Source organism: Pseudomonas anguilliseptica, assembly GCF_021375795.1.
GTDB lineage: Bacteria > Pseudomonadota > Gammaproteobacteria > Pseudomonadales > Pseudomonadaceae > Aquipseudomonas > Aquipseudomonas anguilliseptica_A.
The window spans coordinates 272383-295003 of sequence record NZ_JAEIOI010000002.1 but is presented as its reverse complement, the minus strand read 5'-3'; the positions used below and the strand labels follow the sequence as shown (position 1 = coordinate 295003).

Genomic DNA, 22621 nt, shown 5'->3' with positions numbered 1-22621 from the left:
GTATTGCGCATACGGTGCTGCACTTATGATGCCGCACCACCTGTGACTGCTTCTGCAGCAATCCGGCTGATATTCCGCGCAGCAACCTGAGCTGTACGCGGGCCATCTGCCGTGGTTCTTTCTGCCTGAGCTGCACCTGCGTCGGTACACAACGCCGACGCAGGCAACGGCTCAGACCAACAACGTGTTAACGCTTCTTGCGGTTGGCAATGTGGATGGCGTGGCCATTCACCGCCAGAGCTGCTTCGTGCAGTGCTTCAGACAGCGTCGGGTGGGAGAAGACCATCATCCCCAGATCCTCGGCGCTGGTGCCGAACTCCATACCGATTGCACCCTGCTGCACCAGTTCGGCAGCGCTTGGGCCAATCACGTGTACACCGAGAACACGGTCGGTGTTGGCATCGGCGATCACCTTGACCAGACCGCCAGTGTCGTTGGCTGCCATGGCACGGCCGCTGGCCGCGAACGGGAAGGTGCCAACGTTGACGGCAACACCTTCAGCCTTCAGTTGCTGCTCAGTCTTGCCGACCCATGCGATTTCCGGGTGGGTGTAGATAACCGAAGGGATCAGGTCGTAGTTCATCTGGGCTTTGTGGCCAGCGATACGCTCAGCAACCATGATGCCCTCTTCCGAGGCTTTGTGAGCCAGCATGGCACCACGCACCACGTCACCGATGGCGTAGACGCCCGGCACGCTGGTCGCGCACTGGTCGTCAACATAGATGAAGCCGCGCTCATCCAGGGTCACGCCACTGTCAGCCGCCAGCAGATCAGTGGTCACCGGGCGACGGCCCACAGCCACGATCAGTTTGTCGAAGACAATCTTCTGCTCGCCTTCGGCGTCGGTGAAGTTGACGGTAACCTGCTTTTTCTTCACTTCCGAACCGGTCACGCGAGCGCCCAGACGGATTTTCAGGCCCTGCTTGGTGAAGGTTTTCAGCGCTTCCTTGGAGATCTGCTCGTCGGCAGCCGGGAGGAACTTGTCCAGCGCTTCCAGCACGGTCACTTCCGCACCCAGACGCGCCCACACCGAACCCAGTTCCAGACCGATGACGCCAGCGCCGATCACGCCCAGTTTCTTCGGCACGCTCTGGAATTCCAAGGCACCAGTGGAATCGACGATCACGTCCTGATCAACCGGAGCTGGCGGAATGTCGATCGGCTTGGAGCCAGAGGCCAGAATCACGTTTGCGGCTTCAACGATCTGCGTCTTGCCATCGGAACCGGTGACTTCAACCTGCTTGTTCGCCAGCAGCTTGCCGTGACCTTCGAGCAGGGTCACGCCATTGGCCTTGAACAGGGTGGCAACACCACCGGTGAGGTTTTTCACGATGTTGGCCTTACGACCGATCATCGCCGGCACATCGATGGTCACGCTCTTGGCTTCGATACCGTGAATGGCAAAGCCTTCATGCGCTTCGTGGTATTTCCAGGAGCTGTCCAGCAGCGCCTTGGACGGAATGCAACCGACGTTCAGGCAGGTACCGCCGAGAGCGATTTTGCCCTCTTTGTCCTGGTACTTCTCGATGCAGGCAGTCTTCAGACCGAGCTGCGCTGCTTTGATGGCCGCTACATAGCCACCAGGGCCGGCACCGATGACTACCACGTCGAATTTCTGGGTCATAACGTATTCCTTCTCGAATAAACCGGACGGCCCTGTACACAGAGCCGCCGTGGGAGAAACTGGCTTTTAGATATCCAGCAGCAGACGCGCCGGGTCTTCCAGCAAGTTCTTGATGGTCACCAGGAAGGTCACGGCTTCCTTACCATCAATCAGGCGGTGGTCGTAAGACAGCGCCAGGTACATCATCGGGCGGATAACCACCTGACCGTTCACTGCCATCGGACGCTGGATGATGTTGTGCATCCCCAGGATCGCGGCTTGCGGCGGGTTGACGATCGGCGTCGACATCATCGAACCGAAGGTGCCACCGTTGGTGATGGTGAAGGTGCCGCCAGTCATTTCTTCGATCGACAGCTTGCCGTCTTTGGCTTTTTTGCCAAAGGTGGCGATGCCGCTTTCGATTTCAGCCAGGCTCATCAGCTCGGCATTACGCAGCACCGGAACCACCAGGCCACGGTCGCTGGACACCGCAACACCGATGTCGGCGTAGCCGTGGTAAACGATGTCGTTGCCGTCGATCGAGGCGTTGACAGCCGGGAAGCGCTTCAGCGCCTCGGTAGCGGCTTTGACGAAGAACGACATAAAGCCCAGGCGCACGCCGTTATGGGACTTCTCGAACAGGTCCTTGTACTTCGAACGCAGTGCCATGACTTCGGTCATGTCGACTTCGTTGAAGGTGGTCAGCATGGCCATGGAGGACTGAGCCTCGACCAGGCGCTCGGCGATCTTGGCGCGCAGACGGGTCATCGGCACACGCTTCTCGGTACGGTCGCCGGTGGCGAATACCGGAGCGGCAGCAGCTGGAGCAGCAGGCTTGGCAGCCGGTGCAGCAGCGGGCGCGTTCTTCTTCGCTTCGACGGCAGCAACCACGTCTTCCTTGGTTACACGACCACCTTTGCCGGTGCCGGCGATGCTGTTCGGGTCGATGCCGTTTTCTTCAGCAATCTTGCGTGCAGCTGGGGACAGGATCTGGTCATCGCCCGCGGCAGCGGGTGCAGCGGCCTGAGCTGGTGCGGCAGCAGCCTGAGCCGGTGCTGGCGCAGCAGCACCGCCCTCACCCAGGGTGCCCAGCAGTTCGTTGGACAGAACGGTGTCGCCTTCATTCTTGATGATTTGCGCGAGGACGCCGTCGGCCTCGGCCAGCACTTCGATCACTACTTTGTCGGTTTCGATGTCGACGATCAGCTCGTCGCGCTTGACCGCATCGCCCGGTTTCTTGTGCCAGGTGGCCACGGTGCCGTCGGCAACCGATTCCGGGAAAGTAGGGGCTTTGATCTCGATAGCCATTGTGTGGGGTTCCTTAAATTCGGTTTCTTCTAGCAGGCGGCCCAGTTGGCCGCCTGCTGCGCGAAGGCGTTAAAAAGTAAAGGCGTCTTGCAGGAGTTTTTCCTGCTGTTCGGCGTGCATCGATGCATAACCACAGGCTGGTGCGGCAGAGGCATCACGACCAGCGTATTCGAGGAACAGCGCTTTCTTGTGCGCTGTCGCCACGCGACGCATGTGATGCTGGCTGCAGTACCAGGCGCCCTGGTTCATCGGCTCTTCCTGACACCAGACGATGTGTTTGAGGTTCTTGTACGGGGCGATTGCCTCGGCCAGGTCCTCTTCCGGGAACGGATAGAGCTGTTCGATACGCACGATGGCGATGTCTTCGCGACCTTCGTTGCGGCGCTTCTCCAGCAGGTCGTAGTAGACCTTGCCGCTGCACAGCACCAGGCGCTCGACTTTCTTCGGATCGAGTGCATCCAATTCCGGGATCACGGTCTGGAACGAGCCTTCGGCCAGATCTTCCAGGGTCGAGATGGCCAATTTGTGGCGCAGCAGCGACTTCGGCGTCAATACGACCAATGGCTTGCGCAGCGGGCGAATCACCTGACGGCGCAGCAAGTGGTAGATCTGAGCCGGGGTGGTCGGTACCGCCACCTGCATGTTGTGCTCGGCGCACAGTTGCAGGTAACGCTCCAGACGCGCCGAGCTGTGCTCAGGCCCCTGCCCTTCATAGCCGTGCGGCAGCAGCATGGTCAGGCCGCACAGACGGCCCCACTTGTGCTCGCCACTGGAGATGAACTGGTCGAACACCACCTGAGCACCGTTGGCGAAGTCGCCAAACTGGGCTTCCCAGATCACCAGCGCATTCGGCTGGGTGGTGGCATAACCGTATTCGAAGGCCAGTACAGCTTCTTCCGAAAGGAAGGAGTCATACAACTCGAACTTCGGCTGACCTTCATACAAGGTTTTCAACGGCACGAAGGCGCTGGCGTCCTTCTGATTGTGCAGCACCGCATGACGGTGCGAGAAGGTGCCGCGACCGATGTCCTGGCCGGTCATGCGGATCGGGTGGCCTTCAAACAACAGGGTCGCGTAGGCCATGGTCTCGGCGTAGCCCCAGTTGATCGGCAGCGCACCGGCACCCATCTTCTGACGGTCTTCAAGGATCTTCGCCACCTGGCGTTGAACCACGAAACCTTCTGGAATTTCCAACAGCTTGTTGGACAGTTCCTGCAGGGTTTTCAGCTCGAAACGCGTGTCGTGACGCGCGGTCCAGGCATGTCCCAGGTACGGACGCCAGTCAACGAACAGTTCTTTGTTCGGCTCTTTGACCAGGCTCTTGACCACATGCTGGCCGTTATCCAGGGCCGTGCGGTATTCGTCGATCTTGGCCTGAACTTCTTCAACCGATTGGCGCGCGGCGGCAGTCAGAGCATCGGCATACAGCTCACGGGTGGTGCGCTGTTTGGTGATCTGCTGATACATGATCGGCTGGGTGCCGCTCGGCTCGTCGGCCTCGTTGTGACCGCGACGGCGGTAGCAGACCAGGTCAATGACCACGTCACGTTTGTACTGCATGCGGTAATCGACGGCCAGCTGAGTCACAAACAGTACGGCTTCCGGATCATCGCCGTTTACGTGCAGGATCGGCGCCTGAATCATCTTCGCCACATCGGTGCAGTACTCGGTGGAGCGTGAGTCCAGCGGGTTGCTGATGGTGAAGCCGACCTGGTTGTTGATCACGATGTGGATAGTGCCGCCCGTCTTGAAGCCACGGGTCTGCGACATCTGGAAGGTTTCCATGACCACACCCTGACCGGCGAATGCCGCGTCACCGTGCAGGGAAACCGGCAGCACTTTCTCGCCGCTGGCATCGCTGCGACGGTCCTGACGGGCGCGTACCGAGCCCTCGACCACCGGAGAGACGATTTCCAGGTGCGACGGGTTGAACGCCATCGCCAGGTGCACTTCACCGCCAGCGGTCATCACGTTGGAAGAGAAACCCTGATGGTATTTCACGTCACCGGAAGAAAGACCTTCGGTCTTCTTGCCTTCGAACTCGTCGAACAGGTCACGCGGGTTCTTGCCGAAGGTGTTGACCAGCACGTTGAGACGGCCACGGTGGGCCATGCCGATGACGATTTCCTTGGTGCCGTAGGAGCCGGAACGCTGGATCACTTCATCGAGCAACGGGATCAGGCTCTCGCCGCCTTCCAGACCAAAACGCTTGGTGCCCGGGTATTTGGTGCCCAGGTACTTTTCCAGGCCTTCAGCTGCGGTCAGACGCTCAAGCAGGTGGCTCTGCACGTCCACGGAGAATTGTGGACGGCCACGCACGCTTTCCAGACGCTGCTGGAACCAGCTGCGCTGCTCGGAATCGACAATGTGGGTGAACTCGGCACCGATGGTGCGGCAATATGTCTGCTGCAACGCATCGCGAATTTCGCGCAGAGTAGCCTCTTCCTTGCCAATGAACAGACCACCGGTACGGAAAGTGGTGTCCAGGTCGGCATCGGTCAGGCCGTAGTGATTGATCGCCAGATCCGCTGGAACAGGACGCTGCCAGAGACCAAGCGGATCGAGCTGGGCAGCCTGATGGCCGCGCATGCGATAAGCCTGAATCAGGCGCAGCACTTCGACTTGCTTCTTCTCGTGCTCACTGCTCACGCTACCAGCAGACACCGGTTGGGCGCGGCGCTGATTTTTAGCGAGCAGGACGAAATGATCGCGAATCGTGGAGTGCGATACGTCTGTGGCGGCGCTGCCGTCAGTCGGCAACTTCTGGAAGTAAGTGCGCCACTCTTCTGGCACAGCGTTGGGATCGTGCAGGTAAAGCTCATAGAGCTCTTCCACATAGGCAGCGTTACCACCGGATAGGTGGGCACTGTCCCACATGCGCTGCATCACGCTTTCTTGCATGCTTGGTCACCCTCGGTAAGGGGACACCACCGGCGTAGAAACCGCATGGTTTGCCAGTCCTGAAGCAGCGACTGGTAAGCCACTACGGATCCCGCAGATAGTCCGGGCACCAGCCCGGATGCCCCTGCTGGTCGTCATATTTTTCAAAATTAGGAACTACCGCTTTGTGAGCCGTAGTCCTGGCTATAACTGCGGCGCTGGGTTTGAAGCCAGCGCCGCAGGTGTTACAGGTTTAGCAAACAACCGTGAATCAGGTACCGCTCTGCAGCAGCATGTTGCGTACGTGACCGATCGCCTTGGTCGGATTGAGACCTTTAGGGCAAACGTTCACGCAGTTCATGATGCCGCGGCAACGGAACACGCTGAACGGATCATCCAGCGATGCCAGACGCTCTTCGGTCTTGGTATCACGGCTGTCCGCCAGGAAACGATAAGCCTGCAGCAATGCAGCCGGGCCGAGGAACTTGTCGGGGTTCCACCAGAACGACGGGCAGCTGGTGGAGCAGCACGCGCACAGAATGCACTCGTACAAACCGTCCAGTTTCTCGCGCTCTTCCGGCGTTTGCAGACGTTCGATGGCCGGAGCCGGCGTATCGTTCTGCAGGAATGGCTGCACCTTTTCGTATTGCTTGTAGAAGATGCTCATATCGACAGCCAGGTCACGAATGACCGGCAGGCCAGGCAGCGGGCGAATCACCAGCTTGCCGCCTTTCAGCCCCGCTGCGGACAGCGGAGTGATACAGGCCAGGCCATTCTTGCCGTTGATGTTCATGCCGTCGGAACCGCAAACGCCTTCACGGCAGGAGCGACGGTAGGAGAAACCCTCGTCCTGTTCCTTGATCAGCGCCAGAACGTCAAGAACCATGATGTCCTTGCCACCGGTGTCGACCTGGAAATCCTGCATGAACGGAGCAGCATCTTTCTCCGGGTTGTAGCGATATACACTGACTTGCAACATATCAGGCACCCTTAATAAGTCCGGACTTTGGGTTCAAACGCTGGAACTGTCTTCGGCGTGAAGTTGACCGAACGCTTACTGACGCGTTTCTCACCTGGAATGTACAGGGAGTGGCACAGCCAGTTTTCGTCGTCACGCTCTTCAAAATCTTCACGGGCGTGAGCACCACGGGACTCTTTGCGAGCCTCGGCAGCGATCGCGGTGGCTTCTGCCACTTCGAGAAGATTCTGCAGTTCCAATGCTTCGATACGCGCAGTGTTGAATGCCTGGCTCTTGTCCGCGATCTTGACGCTCGCGATGCGCTCACGCAGGTCGGCCAGTTGGGTAATACCTTTCTGCATGTACTCGCCGGTGCGGAATACACCGAAGTAGTTTTGCATGCACTGTTGCAGTTCTTTACGCAGCGGCGCGACATCTTCGCCACTGGTGCGCTCGTTGACACCGGCCAGACGCTTGAGCGACAGCTCAATGTCGGTTTCGCTGGCGCCACGGACTTCCACGCCTTCTTTCAGCGCTTTTTCCAGGTGCAGGCCAGCAGCACGGCCGAACACCACCAGGTCGAGCAGCGAGTTGCCGCCCAGACGGTTAGCGCCGTGTACCGATACGCAGGCTACTTCGCCTACAGCGAACAGGCCTTCGATGATCTTGTCGTTGCCGTTGGCATCCTGAGTGATGGCCTGACCGTGGATGTTGGTCGGCACGCCGCCCATCATGTAGTGGCAGGTCGGGATGACCGGAACCGGAGCGACGACCGGGTCAACGTGGGCAAAGGTCTTCGACAGCTCGCAGATACCTGGCAGACGGCTGTGCAGCACGTCTTCGCCGAGGTGGTCGAGCTTCAGCAGTACGTGATCCTTGTCCGGGCCACAGCCGTTGCCGGCGATGACTTCCTTGACCATGGAACGAGCAACCACGTCGCGACCGGCCAGGTCTTTGGCGTTCGGCGCATAACGCTCCATGAAACGCTCGCCATGGGCGTTGATCAGGTAACCACCTTCACCACGGCAACCTTCGGTGACCAGTACACCGGCGCCGGCGATGCCAGTCGGGTGGAACTGCCACATTTCGATGTCCTGCACCGGTACGCCGGCACGCAGGGCCATGCCCACGCCATCACCGGTGTTGATCAGGGCGTTGGTGGTGGAAGCGTAGATACGGCCAGCACCGCCAGTGGCCAGAACCACAGCCTTGGAACGGATATAAACGGTTTCGCCGGTTTCGATGCAGATGGCAATAACGCCGACGATGGCGCCGTCCTGGTTCTTCACCAGATCCACGGCATACCACTCGTTAAGGAACGAGGTGCCAGCTTTCAGGTTGGCCTGGTACAGGGTGTGCAGCAGGGCGTGACCGGTACGGTCAGCAGCAGCGCAGGTACGTGCAGCCTGAGTCGGGTTATTCGGGCCTTTGGACTGACCGCCGAATGGACGCTGATAGATGCGACCCTGTTCGGTACGGGAGAACGGCAGACCCATGTGCTCCAGTTCGAATACGGCTTCCGGACCAACAGAACACATGTACTCGATAGCGTCCTGGTCACCGATATAGTCGGAACCCTTGACGGTGTCGTACATGTGCCAGCGCCAATCGTCATTCGGATCAGCCGAAGCGATAGCGCAGGTGATGCCACCCTGAGCAGACACAGTGTGCGAACGAGTTGGGAAAACTTTGGTGACTACTGCGGTTTTATGACCACCCTGAGCCAACTGCAATGCAGCGCGCATACCCGCGCCGCCGCCACCAACAATGATGGCGTCATAAGAAAGAGTGCGAATGCTTGTCATGGATCAGTTACCCCAAAAAATCTGCACGCCCCAGACGAAGAACGCGAACATGGCAACGCCACACGCGGCCTGGAACAGAAAACGCACGACAGTCGCCCACTTACCCAGCGCCATTGGCGTCAGGTAGTCGGTGGAAATTGTCCACATACCAACCCAGGCGTGAACACTGAGTGCCACCAGGGTCAACAGACTGAAGATACGCATTGCGTTATTGGAGAACAGCGCCTGCCATTCGGCATAACCCAGGCCTGGGTTGCACACCACATAGCCCAGCAGGAAAAGCACATAAGCCGCGAGGACGACAGCGGAAACACGCTGCGCCATCCAGTCATAAAGACCCGAACGCGAGAAATTCGTGACGTTGGTTACCATATCCACACCCCCAGCAGCGCGATCACGATCGCCGATACGACGATAACGATTTTCGAACCCAGCTTGCCGCCTTCCAGCGTCTCACCGATGCCCATGTCCATGATCAAGTGGCGAATACCAGCCACCAGGTGGTACAGCAGAGCGGACAACAGACCCCAAATCACAAACTTGGCCAGCGGGCTGGTCAAGCACTCTTTCACCTCGGCAAAACCTTCTGCAGATGCCAGCGATTTGTCGAGCCCGTAAAGCAGCACGGCAATGCCGAAAAACAGAATGATTCCAGAAACACGGTGAAGGAATGACGTAACGCCAGTGATAGGAAGTTTGATCGTCCTAAGGTCGAGGTTTACAGGTCTTTGGCTATTCACGGCTTTTTTATCACACTGAGAGCCCCTAACTATCAGGGCAAAGTTGTCGGGAAGTGCACTGGTCAGGTACCCATCACCCAAGGAGTGACAACTACCAAAAGGCAGGCTAAAGCCCTTGGTAGCTGGGCGCAGAGTATAGACAGTTAGGTTACTAATGACAACGCAAAGCCCCCTACCTAAAAGCGCATTGCGCACCTCTAATAAATGGCGTAAAGAGCCACTTTAAAAGCCCGAAAACAACCCGCAAACCCTTCTGCCGCCTGGGTTCTCGCAAATTGACATTCGAATTTATCTCACTATAGTGGTGCGGGCCCTGCGTGGGGGGCAGTCAGATGATTTCAAGCATAACTAGGAGGCCACACATGGCTGACAAAAAAGCGCAGTTGATCATCGAGGGCGCAGCCCCCGTCGAGCTGCCCATTTTAACCGGCACCGTTGGTCCCGATGTAATTGACGTACGGGGCTTAACCGCCACGGGCCGTTTCACATTTGATCCTGGCTTTATGTCCACCGCCTCGTGCGAGTCGAAGATCACCTACATCGACGGCGACCAAGGCATCCTGCTGCACCGCGGCTACCCCATCGAACAGCTGGCAGAGCAATCCGACTACCTGGAAACCTGCTACCTGCTGCTCAACGGCGAACTGCCAAACGCAGAAGAAAAAGCCAAGTTTGTCAGCACCATCAAGAACCACACCATGGTTCACGAGCAACTGAAGACCTTCTTCAACGGCTTCCGCCGTGACGCTCACCCGATGGCCATCATGTGTGGTGTAGTCGGCGCCCTGTCGGCCTTCTACCACGATTCCCTGGACATCAATAACCCGCATCACCGCGAAGTATCGGCCATGCGCCTGATCGCCAAGATGCCAACCATCGCCGCTATGACCTACAAGTACTCCATGGGTCAGCCGATGATGTACCCGCGTAACGACCTGAACTACGCGGAAAACTTCCTGCACATGATGTTCAACACCCCATGCGAGATCAAACCGATCAGCCCGGTGTTGGCCAAGGCCATGGATAAGATCTTTATCCTGCACGCCGACCATGAGCAGAACGCCTCCACCTCCACCGTACGCCTGGCTGGCTCTTCGGGTGCCAACCCGTTTGCCTGTATCGCGGCCGGTATTGCCGCCCTCTGGGGCCCGGCACACGGCGGGGCGAATGAAGCGGTGCTGACCATGCTCGACGAAATCGGCAGCGTGGAAAACATCGACAAGTTCATCGCCAAAGCCAAAGACAAGAACGATCCGTTCAAACTGATGGGCTTCGGTCACCGCGTTTACAAAAACCGCGACCCGCGCGCCACCGTGATGAAACAGACCTGCGACGAAGTGTTGAAGGAACTGGGCATCACCAACGACCCGCAGTTGCAACTGGCCATGCGCCTGGAAGAGATCGCCCTGACCGATCCGTACTTCAAGGAACGCAACCTGTACCCGAACGTCGATTTCTATTCGGGCATCATCCTCAAGGCCATCGGCATCCCGACCAGCATGTTCACCGTGATCTTCGCCCTGGCGCGCACCGTCGGCTGGATCTCGCACTGGAAGGAAATGCTCTCCAGCCCGTACAAAATTGGCCGCCCGCGTCAACTGTACACTGGCTACAAGCAGCGTGATCTGAACAAGTAATTCAGTGATGCTGCATAAAAAAGGCTGCCCTCGGGCAGCCTTTTTTGCTTCTTGTTGCAGGCAGTTCTATTGCTCTTCCGCCAATTGGCGCAACGCCTGCAAGGTATTGAACGGCGCATCGACGACAAAGCTATTGGCCAGCCACGCCGGCACACTGCCGCCAGGCTCGGAATGCACCTGATAGATCACCTCGATCTCACCGTCACGAGGCGTCAGGTTCCAGAACCCTTCGACCTTGCTGACACGAACAAACCCCGACTGTTGCGGTAAATAATCCGCCACCCCGTGCAAAACACGGGTCACACTGCCATCGGCGGCCTGCTCGGTGGTGACCTGCAAAATCGAATCGCGCCGCTGGACCGGCCAGGGCGTGTGGAAGCGCGTGTAGGCCCAACTTTGCTTGCCGTCATGGGCGAGCAACTTCTGCTCGCTGCAAGCATGAATCCAGTGACACGCCGCACTGACATCATCTTGCAAGGCCAACAGCCTGGGCATGCTCACCCGCATGCGCGTCACACCGCGAAAAGCCTGGAAACTTGAGCCAGGAATGGTCTGCAGATAGACCTGTATCCCGGCCTCATCCTTGACCAGTCGCCACGGCTGCGCCTGTATCAGATTGGCAGCCAGAAGCAGGCAACTCCCCAGAAACCACTGACCAACTCGCTTCATTACGCCCCCATCACGATGAACCTGCATTCAGTATCAGTGCGACACAGTAGTGCTCTGCTCCAGCCAACCGAGCAACTGAATAGCCTGCTCGTCAGTACTGCCACACACCTCGACATCCGCTTGAAAAGACGAACACACAGCCGGGCGCTCCGGCCTGCCGAAGATCAAACAGTAATTGTTGGCATCCAGTTGCACACAGCGCACACCAGCAGGCTTGCCGTGCGGCATACCTGGGATGGGCGAACTGATCGAAGGAGCAATACAGCAGGCACCGCAACCAGCACGGCAATTCATCAGGGCAAACCTCAGCTACAACAGAAATCGGTAACCGAACAATTTTACGATGCCCTGATCAGTCTTAGCAGCCTGAAGTGCATAGATTCAGGCGAGTGGTAGGCGCAACCGAAACTGTGTCCCCTGCCCTACAGTGCTGCGTACCTGCAGTTCAGCACCGAGGATATCCACCGCCAGTTGATGGGTAATATGCAGGCCTAAGCCAGTGCCGCCACGCCCGCGTCGAGTGGTGTAGAACGGGTCGAAAATCTTGCTCAGCACCTCACCACTCATGCCACAGCCGTTATCACGCACCTCTATCACGCACTCATGGCGCAGCACATCATGCTCGGCACGCACTGTAACCAGCCCCGGCTCGTCGCTAGTAAACGCATGCGTCAGGGCATTGTCGATCAGGTTCTGCAGAATCTGCCCCAGCGGCCCTGGGTAGCTGTCGAGCAGCAATCCATCAGGCAGCTCCAGAACCACCTGTTGCGCTGCCTGCTTCAGCCTCGGGGTAAACAACAGCAACACCTCACGCACCAGTTCGACCAGATCGAAGGTCCGTCGCTCGGTACTGGCACGGTCGCTGGCCAACTGTTTGAAGGCCCGAGTCAGCTGTGCCATACGCGACAAGCTGTTGCGGATAATCGCCAGGCCTTCATCGTTGCGCTGCAGAAATTTTTCCAGCACGGAGCGTTGCAACCCTTCCTCCAGACCACGCTGCACCGTCTGGTTGCCTGCCTCCAGGGCCGAGGCCGCAACGCTGGCCGCACCGATTGGGGTGTTCAGCTCATGCGCTACGCCTGCCACCAGGGTACCCAACGAAGACAGTTTTTCCGCCTGCAGGAGCGCACCACGGGTACGTTGCAACTGATCCACCGTGTCGCGCAGCTCGTCATTGCTCTGTTGCAAAGCCTGACCGCTGACCTCCAGCGCCTGACGCACCTGGTCGCGCTCATGCTCGCCCAAGCCCAGGCGGATAGCCACCAACATGCCCATTGATAACGTCACGCAGACAAACAGCAGCACCAGCCAGAAGACTTCGACCCGCAACGCCTGCACCTGCACACGGGGCAAATGGGAAACCAGCAACCATTGCTCACCGGCATCGGAAGCCCGCACGCTACGCTGGTAAGGGTCGAATGTGGCAAATGCCCAAACCCCGGCAGCGTCGGTAAACACGCCATTGCGCGCGCTCTGCATACGCTGCCAACTGGCCGGGTAGCGACTGGCCAGAGTGGCATCGGGTTTGCCCAGATCAAAGCCCCAGGCATCCTGCTCGGCAGCAGCCAACAACCAGTAACCTTCATGATCGACCAGCGTCAGGTTGTTGCCATAGCTCCGAGAAACCTCGGCCAGACGCTGCAACAGCACCTGACCGAGGTAATTGAGCACCAGAATGCCGCGGCGCTTGCCCTCACTGTCAAAGATCGGCTGAGCCCCACGCAAGGTCGGTTTTAGCGGTCGTTCGACCACGCCGAAGTCCTTGTTAAGGTCGAAACGCGACAGGTAGAAACGACCTCGATCCAGGTTCATGGTTTCGACAAAATAGTAATGCTGCGCCTGGTTCTGTAGTTCTGCCTGGGCGCGCACCTGCGGTGCACCGTCATGCCAATCCACACGCACTTGCTCGGCCCCACGTTCGTCCAACCAGCGAATCTGGTCATAACTGGCGGTACTGCGAGCGAACTCGACAAATAACTGGCTCAGGGCATGCCGGTTTTCCGCACTGGGGTTGGCGAGCACCTCGGCAAACAGGGGTTGTTGAATCAGAAACTGCACATTGCCACGCAACATGGCCAGATGACGATTGAGCACCCCCACACCTTCATTGAGACTAACCTGCTGATCGCGCAGCAACGGATCAAGCCGCGCATCCAACAGGCGCTCGTAGAGCAATACCATCAGCAACAGGATCAGTACGCTCCATGGCACAAACAGCAGCAGTAGATAACGCCTTACCGGACGCACCAATAGCCTGCGATAGACTGCTTCAACCATCAGCGCTGGCACTAGGACCAACAGCCGAGCCAGTCCAGCAGCTCTGCGCATGCCATCGGCTTGGCAAACAGGTAACCCTGCGCCTGCCGACAACCATGACTGAGTATCCAGTCGGCCTGCTGCTGGGTTTCCACACCTTCGGCGATCACCTGCATTCCGACCCGCGCGGCGATCTGGATGACCGCTTCGGCAATCATCTGCTGATCACTGACCTCGCCAATCTCCAAAATAAAGCTGCGGTCGATCTTCAAGCGATCTGCCGGCAGCAAACGCAGGTAGCTGAGCGAGGAAAAACCGGTGCCAAAGTCATCAATCGCCACCTCCACCCCCATGGCACGCAGGGCCCTAAGCTTTTCACACACGGTATCGAAAGTGCGCATGGCCACCGATTCGGTGATTTCCACTTCGATCTGCTGGGGTGTAACCCCGGCGGCCTGCAGGTGAGAGCTGAAACGCTCGATAAAATCGTGCTGGAGCAGTTGCGGCGCAGAGACGTTGACCGCCACGCGAATCTGCGGGTAACCCGCATCGGCCAGTTGCTTGGCCGCCTGCAGCGCCAGGCGCATCAGCAAATCGCCCAACGGCAGGATATAACCGGTGGCTTCGGCCAGGGGAATGAAGCTTAGCGGTGGCACCATCTTGCCATCGGCCTTGCGCCAACGTGCCAATGCCTCCACCCCGGTGACGCGCTGCGTGCGCAGATCAATCTGCGGCTGTAGCTCCACGCTGATCTGCCCAGCCTCGACTGCATCACGCAGCGCCAGCAGCATGCGGTACGACTCGGCGTGCGCACTCTGCAAGCGTGGATCGTAAACACCATGCTGATCATGGCCCAGGCGCTTGGCCTGCTTGAGGGTCAACAAGGCATCCTGCAAAGCCACACTGGCTGAACCGGTAAAGTCGGCAAGGTGCATGGTCACGCTACTCAGGCTGTGCACCTGCCCCAGTTCATAGGGCCGTTTGTGTCGGCGAAACAGCGCCACGATCTCCGCCGCCCGTACCTGTGTCTGCGGACCGAGAATGGCAAAAAGGTCATCACGCACTCGCGCAATCAGCACCTCACTGCTGAAGGCATCGCGCAACTTCTTGGCCACCAGGCCGAGGATAAAGTCGCCATAGCCTGTACCAAAGGCCGTATTGGCTCCGGAGAAATTATCGATGTCGATCAACACCAGCACTGACTGATCCTTGCCATTCGACTTCAGGGTCATGTCCAGCATGCGGATCAGCGCGTTACGGTTGGGGATCTTCAGCAGGTCATCCTGGTAGGCCATTTCCTCCAGGCGAGTGAACAGCGCAACGTTGTACAGACCACGGCTGATACTGGCGCTGAACACTTTTAGCAGTTCCAGCTCGGTGTCATCCAGAGTGCGCTCACTGGCCACATAGCAGGCGTAGTCCGCACCAGCCTGGAAACGCGGAAAGAACAGCAGCGCAGCATCAGGCAGGCGCAAGGTCTGTTGTTCCAACAAGCACTGACGTAGGGCCCCTGCCACCAGGGGCGCGTCCAGGCTCTCCAGACTGCCCTCGACAGTGCCGCTGAAACGGCCATTGGCGCCGACAATACGCACGGCCAGCGCCACAGCATCCTGGCCGTCATCCAGACGCATACAGACCACGCCTTCGGTTTGCAGATTCAGCAGCGAGCTGATTTCCGAGAGGATCTTGGCTGAGAGTTCACGGGTGTTCTTCGAGCAGAACAGCGCATTGCTCGACTCGACAATCATCTGCAAGCCACGCCGGGCAATGGCCACCGCGCGCAACTGGGAGTAACCACGGACGGCGGCCGTCAGCACAGTCAGCAGGCGCTCGGCACTCAGCTCACTTTTGGCCCAGTAATCATTGATATCGTAATCACGCATCACCTCATGGGCCGGAGCCAGCCCTGGCTCGCCGGTCAGCAGCACCACGCGGGTGTCACGGTTGCCAAGCACCTCACGCAGAGACTGGATCAGGCGCAGGCCGGCATCTTCGGTTTCCATTACGACGTCGAGCAGCACCAGGGCGATATCCTGCTGCTGAGCCAATACTGCCAGGGCTTCGCGGCAGCTGAATGCCTGCATCAGCTCAACTCGACCACCCAGTACCTCAAGTTCACTCAGGGCAAAGGCAGTCGCGCGCTGGAAATCGGCATCGTCATCAACCGCCAGCACACGCCACACACGCTGGCTTACAGGGCCGGGAAGTTCGTCGTCGCTGAACGCAAATTGCTCATCCATGAAAGCTGCCCGCATACCTGATGGAGTGGGAACACAACCGATTCCTGACTGGTTGTCAGCTCAGTATAGACGGCCCACTCCAGACGTCAGGCAATCCGCGCGCGAGGTGCGCACGAGCAAGTTCAGCGGGTTTTGCGCCCCTGCAGGCGGGCCAGCAGGCTTGAGGTGTCCCAACGGCCGCCGCCCATGCTCTGTACATCGGCATAGAATTGATCGACCAGCGCAGTGACAGGCAACTGCGCGCCATTGCTACGCGCTTCATCCAGCAAAATAGAAAGGTCTTTGCGCATCCAGTCCACGGCAAAACCATGTTCGAACTCGCCGGCCAGCATGGTCTTGTGACGGTTATCCAGCTGCCAGGACTGCGCAGCCCCCTTGCCGATCACTTCCATGGCGCCATGAGCATCAAGGCCCGCACACTGGGCAAAATGCAGAGCTTCGGACAATCCCTGGACCAAGCCAACAATGCAAATCTGATTGACCATCTTGGTCAGTTGACCACTGCCGGCCTCCCCCATCAGACGCGTCATGCGAGCATAGGGCTGCAGTACCGGCTCGGCCTTGGCGTAGGTGGCCTCTGCGCCGCCGACCATAATGGTCAGTACACCGTTCTGTGCGCCGGCCTGGCCACCGGAAACCGGGGCATCTAGAAAGCCCAGCCCCAGCTGGCTGGCCTGTGCAGCAAGTTCACGCGCTACGTGGGCCGACGCGGTGGTGTGGTCAACCAGCACGGCATCCGCTTGCATGCCAGCGAAGGCACCGTCGGCACCCAGCACCACGCCACGTAGGTCATCGTCATTGCCAACACAGACCATTACAAACTCGGCGCCAGCAGCGGCTTCACGCGGGGTTGGCGCATGGCTACCGGCATACTCACTCGCCCACTGCACAGCCTTGCCGGCCGTGCGGTTATACACACACACCTGATGGCCAGCACGCGCCAGATGCCCCGCCATCGGGTAGCCCATCACCCCCAGCCCGATAAACGCCACCTTTGCCATGCCAACACCTCTACGCTGATTTCAGTTACCGCTCGTACCGCCCAGCGCCGCATTACGCGCCGCTCAGCCCCTAGGCTGCAAGCATGCCCGCCACCTGCGGCCAATACCAGCACAGCCAAAGGACAAAACTGTATGGATGCAGCCGACAGACAGGCTTTACCCGCAGCCGATTCCGCTTCCATACTCGCCACAGGCAAAGGAGGGCTTATGCAGCATTGGCTGGTAATCGACCTGGAAGCCACCACCGAAGACGGTGGCTGGCCAGTCACAGAAATGGAAATCATCGAAATCGGCGCCAGCCTGGTCACTCGCGATGGCCATGAGGTTGAGCACTTTCAGCGCTTTGTCCGCCCTACCCGGCGTCCGCATCTGACGCACTTTTGCCGTCAGCTGACCCAGATAAGCCAGGCCGATGTGGATGCGGCCGCTCCGCTTTCGGTGGTCTGGGCGCAGTTCGAGCGCTGGCTGCAGAGCCATCAGGCACAACTGGCCGGCTGGGCCAGCTGGGGTGACTATGACCGCCGTCAGTTCGAACAGGAATGGCTGGCCCATGGGCTGGACAGTTACCTGAGCCAACTCCCCCACATCAACCTGAAGAAACGCTTTGCCGAGGCCCGCCAACTGGCCAAGCCGATAGGCCTGAAGATGGCCCTCAACCTCGCGGGCTTGGCCTTCCAGGGTCAACAGCACCGCGCCCTCACTGATGCGCGCAATACCGCCCGGCTGCTGCCACTGGTTTTGCCTGCGCAAAGCAGATGACGAAGAAAAACCGCTTGGGCATACTGGCGGGCCTTTTTCCATGGCCTGCCATAACTGGCAGCCAGCGCTTTCAATCCCTTTATCGAGGAACTGCAGATGTTCAAGGTCAATGAATACTTCGACGGCACCGTCAAATCCATCGCCTTCGGCATGGCTGAAGGCCCGGCCACCATTGGCGTGATGGCTGCAGGCGAATACGAGTTCGGCACCAACCAGCTGGAAATCATGCACGTTGTCGCCGGCGCCCTGACCGTGAAACTGCCAGGCAGCGACAACTGGGAAACCTTCACCAGCGGCAGCAAGTTCACCGTACCGGCCGACAGCAAGTTTCAGCTCAAGGTAGCGGCCGACACCGCCTACCTGTGTGAATACCGCTAAGCCCCGGCCAGGTGCCTGAAAGCCGGCCTCAGTGGCCGGCTTTTTTATTAACGAACAAAAACCAAGGAACAGCCATGCCGCGCTCAACGCAATTCTCTCTGGTGATCCTGCCGATCCTGTTGCTGTTGATCGCCATGACCTCGATCCAGAGCGGCGCATCCCTGGCCAAGGGGCTGTTCCCGGAGATTGGCGCCAGCGGTACCACGGCCCTGCGTTTGAGCCTTGGCGCGCTGATCCTGTGCATCCTGATGCGGCCCTGGCAGGCCAAGCTGACGCTGAAGTCCAGCCGTTCGCTGCTGGCTTACGGGCTGTCACTGGGCGGTATGAACCTGCTGTTCTACCTCTCGCTGAAAACCATTCCGCTGGGCATCGCCGTGGCTCTGGAATTCACCGGCCCGCTGGGCCTGGCGCTGTTGTCGTCACGCCGTTTGGTGGATTTCGTCTGGATCGCCCTGGCAGTTTTCGGCCTCTGGCTGCTGCTGCCCACCGGCCAAAGCGAGGTGCCGCTGGACCCGGTCGGCATGGCCCTGGCCTTGGCGGCTGGGCTGTGCTGGGCGCTGTATATCGTTTTCGGACAACAGGCCGGCGCTGAGCACGGCAAGCAGACTGTGGCACTCGGCACCATCGTCGCGGCCATGCTGGTGTTCCCGATTGGCCTGTGGCAAGCCGGCAGCGGCCTTTTTTCCCTAGACCTGCTGCCCGTCGCCCTCGGCGTCGCCGTGCTGTCCTCGGCCCTGCCCTACAGCCTGGAAATGGTCGCCCTGACCCGCCTGCCCGCGCGCACCTTCAGCATCCTGATGAGCATGGAGCCGGCGATTGCCGCGCTTTCTGGCCTGCTATTCCTCAGCGAGCGCCTGACCCTCAGTCAATGGCTGGCGATCAGCGCCATCATCCTCGCCTCGGCCGGTGCAGCGGCGACCATACGCCCCAAAGCCAAGCCGCTTTAAACAGCGGCCTCCGCCTCGTTACTGAACTGCAACTCGGCTAAACGGGCATACAGCGGACTGCTGTTGACCAGCTCGCTGTGCGTGCCAATCGCGGCCAGCTTGCCGTGCTCGATCACTGCGATGCGGTCAGCACTTTTTACCGTGGCCAGCCGATGGGCGATCACCAGAGTCGTGCGCCCTGCCATCAGCGGCGGCAGGGCTTGCTGAATCAAGTGCTCGCTCTCGGCGTCCAGTGCACTGGTCGCCTCATCGAGCAGCAGAATCGGCGCATCCACCAACAGCGCGCGAGCAATCGCCAGGCGTTGACGCTGGCCCCCGGATAGCCCCAGCCCGGCATCGCCCAGATGAGTCTGGTAGCCATTCGGCAACTTCATGATGAACTCATGGGCATGCGCGGCTCTGGCCGCCGCTTCGACTTCAGCCAGCGTCGCGCTGGTTTTGCCATAGCGGATATTGTCCTCCACCGAGCCGAAGAACAGCGCGGGGTTCTGCGACACCAGGGCAAAGCTGCTGCGCAATTCGCGCGGATCAAGCTGCTGGATCGGCACGCCATCAATCAGGATGCGACCCTGTTGCGGGTCGAAAAAGCGCAGCAACAGATCAAACAGCGTGGATTTACCGGCACCGGATGGCCCGACCAAGGCCAGGGTTTCCCCCGCTGAAACCTGCAAGTCGATGCCATCCACGGCAAAGCTGCCAGGCCGCGACGGGTAGGCGAAACGTAGCCCTTGCAGTTCGATACGGCCCAGCACCGGCTGAGTCAGATGCAACGCAGCGGACGCCGGCGGGGTGATTTCATTGCGCGCCTGTAACAGCTCGGCGATACGTTCGGCAGCACCCGCAGCGCGTTGCAGCTCGCCAATGACCTCGCTCAAGGTACCAAAGGCCGAGCCTACGATCAGGCTGTAGAACACGAAAGCCGCCAGCTCACCGCCGGAAATTCGCCCGGCAATCACGTCCATACCACCGACCCAGAGCATTACCCCCACCGCGCCAAGCACCAGCACGATCACCACGGTAATCAGCCAGGCACGCTGGGCGATACGCTGGCGCGCGGTATCGAAGGCGGCCTCGGCAGACAGGCCGAAACGGCGCTTGTCCTCATTCTGGTGGTTGTAGGCCTGCACGGTCTTGATCTGTCCCAGCACCTCGCCAACATAGCTGCCGACATCCGCCACCCGGTCCTGGCTCTGCCGCGACAACGCACGCACGCGGCGGCCGAAGATCAGAATCGGCGCGACCACCAGCGGCAACGCCATCAACACGATGCCGCTGAGCTTGGCGTTGGTCACCACCAGCAACACGCTGCCGCCGACCAGCATGATCAGGTTGCGCAGCGCCATCGACAGTGACGAACCGATCACCGATTGCAGCAGCGTGGTATCGGCAGTCAGCCGCGACTGAATCTCCGAGCTGCGGTTGCTCTCATAAAAGCCCGGGTGCAGTTCGATCAGGTGGTTGAACACCCGTTTGCGGATATCGGCGACAAAACGCTCGCCAATCCACGACACCAAGTAAAAACGGGTAAAGGTGCCGATGGCCAGCGCCAATACCAGCACGAAGAACAGCCCGATCGACTGCTGCAATGCTGCCGGCGACTGCGTGGCCAGGCCTTGGTCGACCAGCAGCTTGATGCCCTGGCCCATCGACAGGGTGATGGCGGCGGTAAACATCAGCGCCAGCAAGGCCCCGAACACGCGACCACGATAGGGCGCAATAAAGCGCCAGGCCATACGCAGGGCATTGCGCTGACGGGAAGACAGGATCGAAAGCATGCAGGCTCGCTGGGGCGCTGACGCCCGTTAATGAGTAGGCGATTGCGGCGTTTCCGCCCGCCAGGCCAGCCAACACAGCGCCAGGGCGGCGAGGTTGGTGCTCAGCGGATTGAATGCCTGCAGCAGTAGATGGGGACTCAATAGCGCCACATCAAGCAGCAAGCCAATCAACAGCACGCCGGCCAGCAGCAAGGGCCAACGCTGACGCCGCCACAGCAGCAATAAACCCAGGATGATTTCCGCCAGCCCGGCAATGCGCGCCACCCATTCGGGAGCCGGCAAGTTGTGCGCCTGGATCATCGCCAGCTCATCCGGGCTCAGCCAGAGAATCTTCGGCACCAGGCCGTGCCAGATAAACACCAGCGCCAGAGCGATACGTGCGACCCAGGCGATTTGCAGCAAACGCGGATCAGTCATGCAAAAAGCGCCGGGCATGGTCGGCGCTAGGTAGCAGGCAGCTGTCATAGCGCCCAAACAGCCGGTAGCGATTCAGGGCAATACGGTCGTAGCACCAGTCACGCACAGGCCGTGGAATCAACCCCAGCCAGGCCAGCCAGCGCCATGGCTTAGGCAATTGCGCGACGATGCGCAGCACTGCGTCCGAACGCAGCAGCATCTGGTCATTCTCGATCAAGGCCATGGTATCGAAACGCTCGGTGGGCAAGCCGCCCCAGGCCAATAGCGCCTGGCCCTCGGCCGATTGCACCGAGGCCAGGCGAAAGCGCTGCTTAACGTCATGACGAATCAGAAACTTCGCCCAGCCGTTGCACAGCTTGCACACCCCGTCGAACAGCACCACGCGCTCGCCTGGCTGGATAAGGGGTGGACGTGTTTGCTCCTGCATACCCAACTCCTTCAATGCAGCCCTTAGAGCCTGTTTACGATCTCGCGAGCTAGAGCCAGACAAGGCAAAAACAGCCGAGGAAGCGGAGTTTACTGGTTGTAAATGAGCATTCCGAGGCTGTTTTTAACGCAGGATGGCCGACGCGCAGCAGATCGTAAACAGGCTCTTAGGCGGCCGGGATACGGTAATGGCCGGTGATCTTAAAGCTAAAGAGGATGTCCTCTTCCTGAGTGCCACGGCCGATATTGTGCAGCACCAGGGGCACCCCGCTGCCAGCCTGGCGGTCGCTGATAATGCCGATATGGGTCAGGCCGCCGCCCAGATCCCAGGTGACGATATCGCCAGGGCGATAGCGCGCAGCATCCTGGCCAGGCGGCAGCGACCAGCCCTGGCGTTTGAACCAGGTCATCAGATTCGGCACGCGGCGGTGGTCAATATTGCTGTCGGGGCGGCTTAGCCCCCAGTTCTTGGGATACAGGCGAAAGTTAGCGCGCATATCCTGATGCACCGCTTGCTGCAAATCCAGGCCTTGCTGGCGCAGCGCGCGGATTACCACATCGGTGCACACACCGGTATTGAGTGGTACATCACCATTGGGGTAACTCAGGCGGCGGTAAGCAGGGTCATAACTCAGGGTTACGCCGACCTGCTCGCGGGCCGCTGTGACCAGGGCATCGGCCTGCAGTGCCCAGGCGTCAAAGGCCAGCAGGCAACCCAATAACAGAGTCAGCACAACACGCATTGAAAATCTCCCGAGCCTTTTCTAGGAGCCAGCTTGCTGGCGATTGACCAATGATCGCCAGCAAGCTGGCTCCTACCCT

General features: G+C 59.4%; 20 protein-coding genes. 4 read left to right on the top strand and 16 right to left on the bottom strand.

The annotated features are described in order from the left end of the window. Window positions 1–187: 187 nt before the first annotated feature. The 7 genes from lpdA to sdhC all read right to left on the bottom strand — a co-directional run bounded on the left by lpdA (window position 188) and on the right by sdhC (window position 9294). Entirely contained in the window at window positions 188–1624 is a 1437-nt protein-coding gene (gene lpdA / locus IOD17_RS09220) for a dihydrolipoyl dehydrogenase (RefSeq protein ID WP_233684805.1), read from the bottom strand. A gap of 66 nt (window positions 1625–1690) precedes the next feature. Next, entirely contained in the window at window positions 1691–2911 is a 1221-nt protein-coding gene (gene odhB / locus IOD17_RS09215; protein WP_233684804.1) for a 2-oxoglutarate dehydrogenase complex dihydrolipoyllysine-residue succinyltransferase, read from the bottom strand. Window positions 2912–2980: 69 nt separating this feature from the next. Next, the gene (locus IOD17_RS09210) at window positions 2981–5812 is read right to left on the bottom strand and encodes a 2-oxoglutarate dehydrogenase E1 component (RefSeq protein ID WP_233684803.1); all 2832 of its coding nucleotides are present in this window, start codon (window positions 5810–5812) and stop codon (window positions 2981–2983) included. A gap of 250 nt (window positions 5813–6062) precedes the next feature. Then, window positions 6063–6770, bottom strand: coding sequence for a succinate dehydrogenase iron-sulfur subunit (locus IOD17_RS09205; protein WP_108488312.1), 708 nt, complete (start codon window positions 6768–6770; stop codon window positions 6063–6065). An 11-nt stretch (window positions 6771–6781) separates the two neighbouring features. Next, window positions 6782–8554: a succinate dehydrogenase flavoprotein subunit gene (sdhA, locus tag IOD17_RS09200; protein WP_233684802.1), complete on the bottom strand. Its 1773-nt coding sequence runs from the start codon at window positions 8552–8554 to the stop codon at window positions 6782–6784. A gap of 3 nt (window positions 8555–8557) precedes the next feature. Beyond that, entirely contained in the window at window positions 8558–8926 is a 369-nt protein-coding gene (sdhD, locus tag IOD17_RS09195) for a succinate dehydrogenase, hydrophobic membrane anchor protein (RefSeq protein WP_233684801.1), read from the bottom strand. Further along, window positions 8920–9294 (bottom strand): succinate dehydrogenase, cytochrome b556 subunit, encoded by a 375-nt coding sequence (sdhC, locus tag IOD17_RS09190; RefSeq protein ID WP_233684800.1) that lies wholly within the window; start codon window positions 9292–9294, stop codon window positions 8920–8922. Before sdhC ends, sdhD begins: the two co-directional genes overlap by 7 nt. A gap of 362 nt (window positions 9295–9656) precedes the next feature. Between sdhC and gltA the strand changes: the two genes are divergently transcribed. Next, window positions 9657–10931 carry a citrate synthase gene (gene gltA / locus IOD17_RS09185; RefSeq protein ID WP_233684799.1) on the top strand — a complete coding sequence of 425 codons (1275 nt, stop codon included), beginning with the start codon at window positions 9657–9659 and terminating at the stop codon, window positions 10929–10931. A 66-nt stretch (window positions 10932–10997) separates the two neighbouring features. Here gltA and IOD17_RS09180 read toward each other — a convergent pair whose 3' ends face one another. The 5 genes from IOD17_RS09180 to IOD17_RS09160 form a co-directional block, all read right to left on the bottom strand. Beyond that, on the bottom strand, window positions 10998–11600 hold the full coding sequence (locus IOD17_RS09180) for an START domain-containing protein (protein ID WP_233684798.1): 603 nt from the start codon (window positions 11598–11600) through the stop codon (window positions 10998–11000). A gap of 33 nt (window positions 11601–11633) precedes the next feature. Beyond that, the gene (locus tag IOD17_RS09175; RefSeq protein ID WP_233684797.1) at window positions 11634–11894 is read right to left on the bottom strand and encodes a YkgJ family cysteine cluster protein; all 261 of its coding nucleotides are present in this window, start codon (window positions 11892–11894) and stop codon (window positions 11634–11636) included. Window positions 11895–11981: 87 nt separating this feature from the next. Continuing rightward, window positions 11982–13877: a sensor histidine kinase gene (locus IOD17_RS09170; protein ID WP_233684796.1), complete on the bottom strand. Its 1896-nt coding sequence runs from the start codon at window positions 13875–13877 to the stop codon at window positions 11982–11984. Between the two features lie 11 nt (window positions 13878–13888). Next, window positions 13889–16096 (bottom strand): EAL domain-containing protein, encoded by a 2208-nt coding sequence (locus tag IOD17_RS09165; RefSeq protein ID WP_233684795.1) that lies wholly within the window; start codon window positions 16094–16096, stop codon window positions 13889–13891. Window positions 16097–16218: 122 nt separating this feature from the next. Further along, window positions 16219–17097, bottom strand: coding sequence for an NAD(P)-dependent oxidoreductase (locus tag IOD17_RS09160; RefSeq protein WP_233684794.1), 879 nt, complete (start codon window positions 17095–17097; stop codon window positions 16219–16221). A 207-nt stretch (window positions 17098–17304) separates the two neighbouring features. Between IOD17_RS09160 and IOD17_RS09155 the strand changes: the two genes are divergently transcribed. The 3 genes from IOD17_RS09155 (at window position 17305) to rhtA (ending at window position 19181) form a co-directional block, all read left to right on the top strand. Then, window positions 17305–17856, top strand: coding sequence for an exonuclease domain-containing protein (locus IOD17_RS09155; RefSeq protein WP_233684793.1), 552 nt, complete (start codon window positions 17305–17307; stop codon window positions 17854–17856). Between the two features lie 96 nt (window positions 17857–17952). Beyond that, on the top strand, window positions 17953–18234 hold the full coding sequence (locus IOD17_RS09150) for a pyrimidine/purine nucleoside phosphorylase (RefSeq protein WP_090253248.1): 282 nt from the start codon (window positions 17953–17955) through the stop codon (window positions 18232–18234). Window positions 18235–18308: 74 nt separating this feature from the next. After that, window positions 18309–19181: a threonine/homoserine exporter RhtA gene (gene rhtA, locus IOD17_RS09145; RefSeq protein WP_233684792.1), complete on the top strand. Its 873-nt coding sequence runs from the start codon at window positions 18309–18311 to the stop codon at window positions 19179–19181. On the opposite strand, the gene IOD17_RS09140 is transcribed toward rhtA, so the two are convergent. From IOD17_RS09140 to IOD17_RS09125, 4 genes are all read right to left on the bottom strand, one after another. Further along, a complete protein-coding gene (locus IOD17_RS09140; RefSeq protein ID WP_233684791.1) occupies window positions 19178–20956 on the bottom strand; it encodes an ABC transporter transmembrane domain-containing protein in 1779 nt (592 codons plus the stop codon). The genes rhtA and IOD17_RS09140 overlap by 4 nt on opposite strands. 27 nt (window positions 20957–20983) lie before the next feature. Then, window positions 20984–21373, bottom strand: a complete 390-nt coding sequence (locus IOD17_RS09135) for a DoxX-like family protein (RefSeq protein ID WP_233684790.1) — start codon at window positions 21371–21373, stop codon at window positions 20984–20986. Continuing rightward, window positions 21366–21800 carry a thiol-disulfide oxidoreductase DCC family protein gene (locus IOD17_RS09130; RefSeq protein WP_233684789.1) on the bottom strand — a complete coding sequence of 145 codons (435 nt, stop codon included), beginning with the start codon at window positions 21798–21800 and terminating at the stop codon, window positions 21366–21368. The genes IOD17_RS09135 and IOD17_RS09130 overlap by 8 nt, the downstream gene beginning before the upstream one ends. Window positions 21801–21966: 166 nt before the next feature. Further along, window positions 21967–22542 (bottom strand): DUF1287 domain-containing protein, encoded by a 576-nt coding sequence (locus tag IOD17_RS09125; RefSeq protein WP_233684788.1) that lies wholly within the window; start codon window positions 22540–22542, stop codon window positions 21967–21969. Window positions 22543–22621: the final 79 nt, after the last annotated feature.

What these genes read in the sequence shown, in the direction of transcription:
- lpdA (WP_233684805.1), bottom strand. Translation starts at nt 1,624, where the DNA reads ATGACCCAGAAATTCGACGTGGTAGTCATCGGTGCCGGCCCTGGTGGC.
- odhB (WP_233684804.1), bottom strand. Translation starts at nt 2,911, where the DNA reads ATGGCTATCGAGATCAAAGCCCCTACTTTCCCGGAATCGGTTGCCGAC.
- IOD17_RS09210 (WP_233684803.1), bottom strand. Translation starts at nt 5,812, where the DNA reads ATGCAAGAAAGCGTGATGCAGCGCATGTGGGACAGTGCCCACCTATCC.
- IOD17_RS09205 (WP_108488312.1), bottom strand. Translation starts at nt 6,770, where the DNA reads ATGTTGCAAGTCAGTGTATATCGCTACAACCCGGAGAAAGATGCTGCT.
- sdhA (WP_233684802.1), bottom strand. Translation starts at nt 8,554, where the DNA reads ATGACAAGCATTCGCACTCTTTCTTATGACGCCATCATTGTTGGTGGC.
- sdhD (WP_233684801.1), bottom strand. Translation starts at nt 8,926, where the DNA reads ATGGTAACCAACGTCACGAATTTCTCGCGTTCGGGTCTTTATGACTGG.
- gltA (WP_233684799.1), top strand. Translation starts at nt 9,657, where the DNA reads ATGGCTGACAAAAAAGCGCAGTTGATCATCGAGGGCGCAGCCCCCGTC.
- IOD17_RS09180 (WP_233684798.1), bottom strand. Translation starts at nt 11,600, where the DNA reads ATGAAGCGAGTTGGTCAGTGGTTTCTGGGGAGTTGCCTGCTTCTGGCT.
- IOD17_RS09175 (WP_233684797.1), bottom strand. Translation starts at nt 11,894, where the DNA reads ATGAATTGCCGTGCTGGTTGCGGTGCCTGCTGTATTGCTCCTTCGATC.
- IOD17_RS09170 (WP_233684796.1), bottom strand. Translation starts at nt 13,877, where the DNA reads ATGGTTGAAGCAGTCTATCGCAGGCTATTGGTGCGTCCGGTAAGGCGT.
- IOD17_RS09165 (WP_233684795.1), bottom strand. Translation starts at nt 16,096, where the DNA reads ATGGATGAGCAATTTGCGTTCAGCGACGACGAACTTCCCGGCCCTGTA.
- IOD17_RS09160 (WP_233684794.1), bottom strand. Translation starts at nt 17,097, where the DNA reads ATGGCAAAGGTGGCGTTTATCGGGCTGGGGGTGATGGGCTACCCGATG.
- IOD17_RS09155 (WP_233684793.1), top strand. Translation starts at nt 17,305, where the DNA reads ATGCAGCATTGGCTGGTAATCGACCTGGAAGCCACCACCGAAGACGGT.
- IOD17_RS09150 (WP_090253248.1), top strand. Translation starts at nt 17,953, where the DNA reads ATGTTCAAGGTCAATGAATACTTCGACGGCACCGTCAAATCCATCGCC.
- rhtA (WP_233684792.1), top strand. Translation starts at nt 18,309, where the DNA reads ATGCCGCGCTCAACGCAATTCTCTCTGGTGATCCTGCCGATCCTGTTG.
- IOD17_RS09140 (WP_233684791.1), bottom strand. Translation starts at nt 20,956, where the DNA reads ATGCTTTCGATCCTGTCTTCCCGTCAGCGCAATGCCCTGCGTATGGCC.
- IOD17_RS09135 (WP_233684790.1), bottom strand. Translation starts at nt 21,373, where the DNA reads ATGACTGATCCGCGTTTGCTGCAAATCGCCTGGGTCGCACGTATCGCT.
- IOD17_RS09130 (WP_233684789.1), bottom strand. Translation starts at nt 21,800, where the DNA reads ATGCAGGAGCAAACACGTCCACCCCTTATCCAGCCAGGCGAGCGCGTG.
- IOD17_RS09125 (WP_233684788.1), bottom strand. Translation starts at nt 22,542, where the DNA reads ATGCGTGTTGTGCTGACTCTGTTATTGGGTTGCCTGCTGGCCTTTGAC.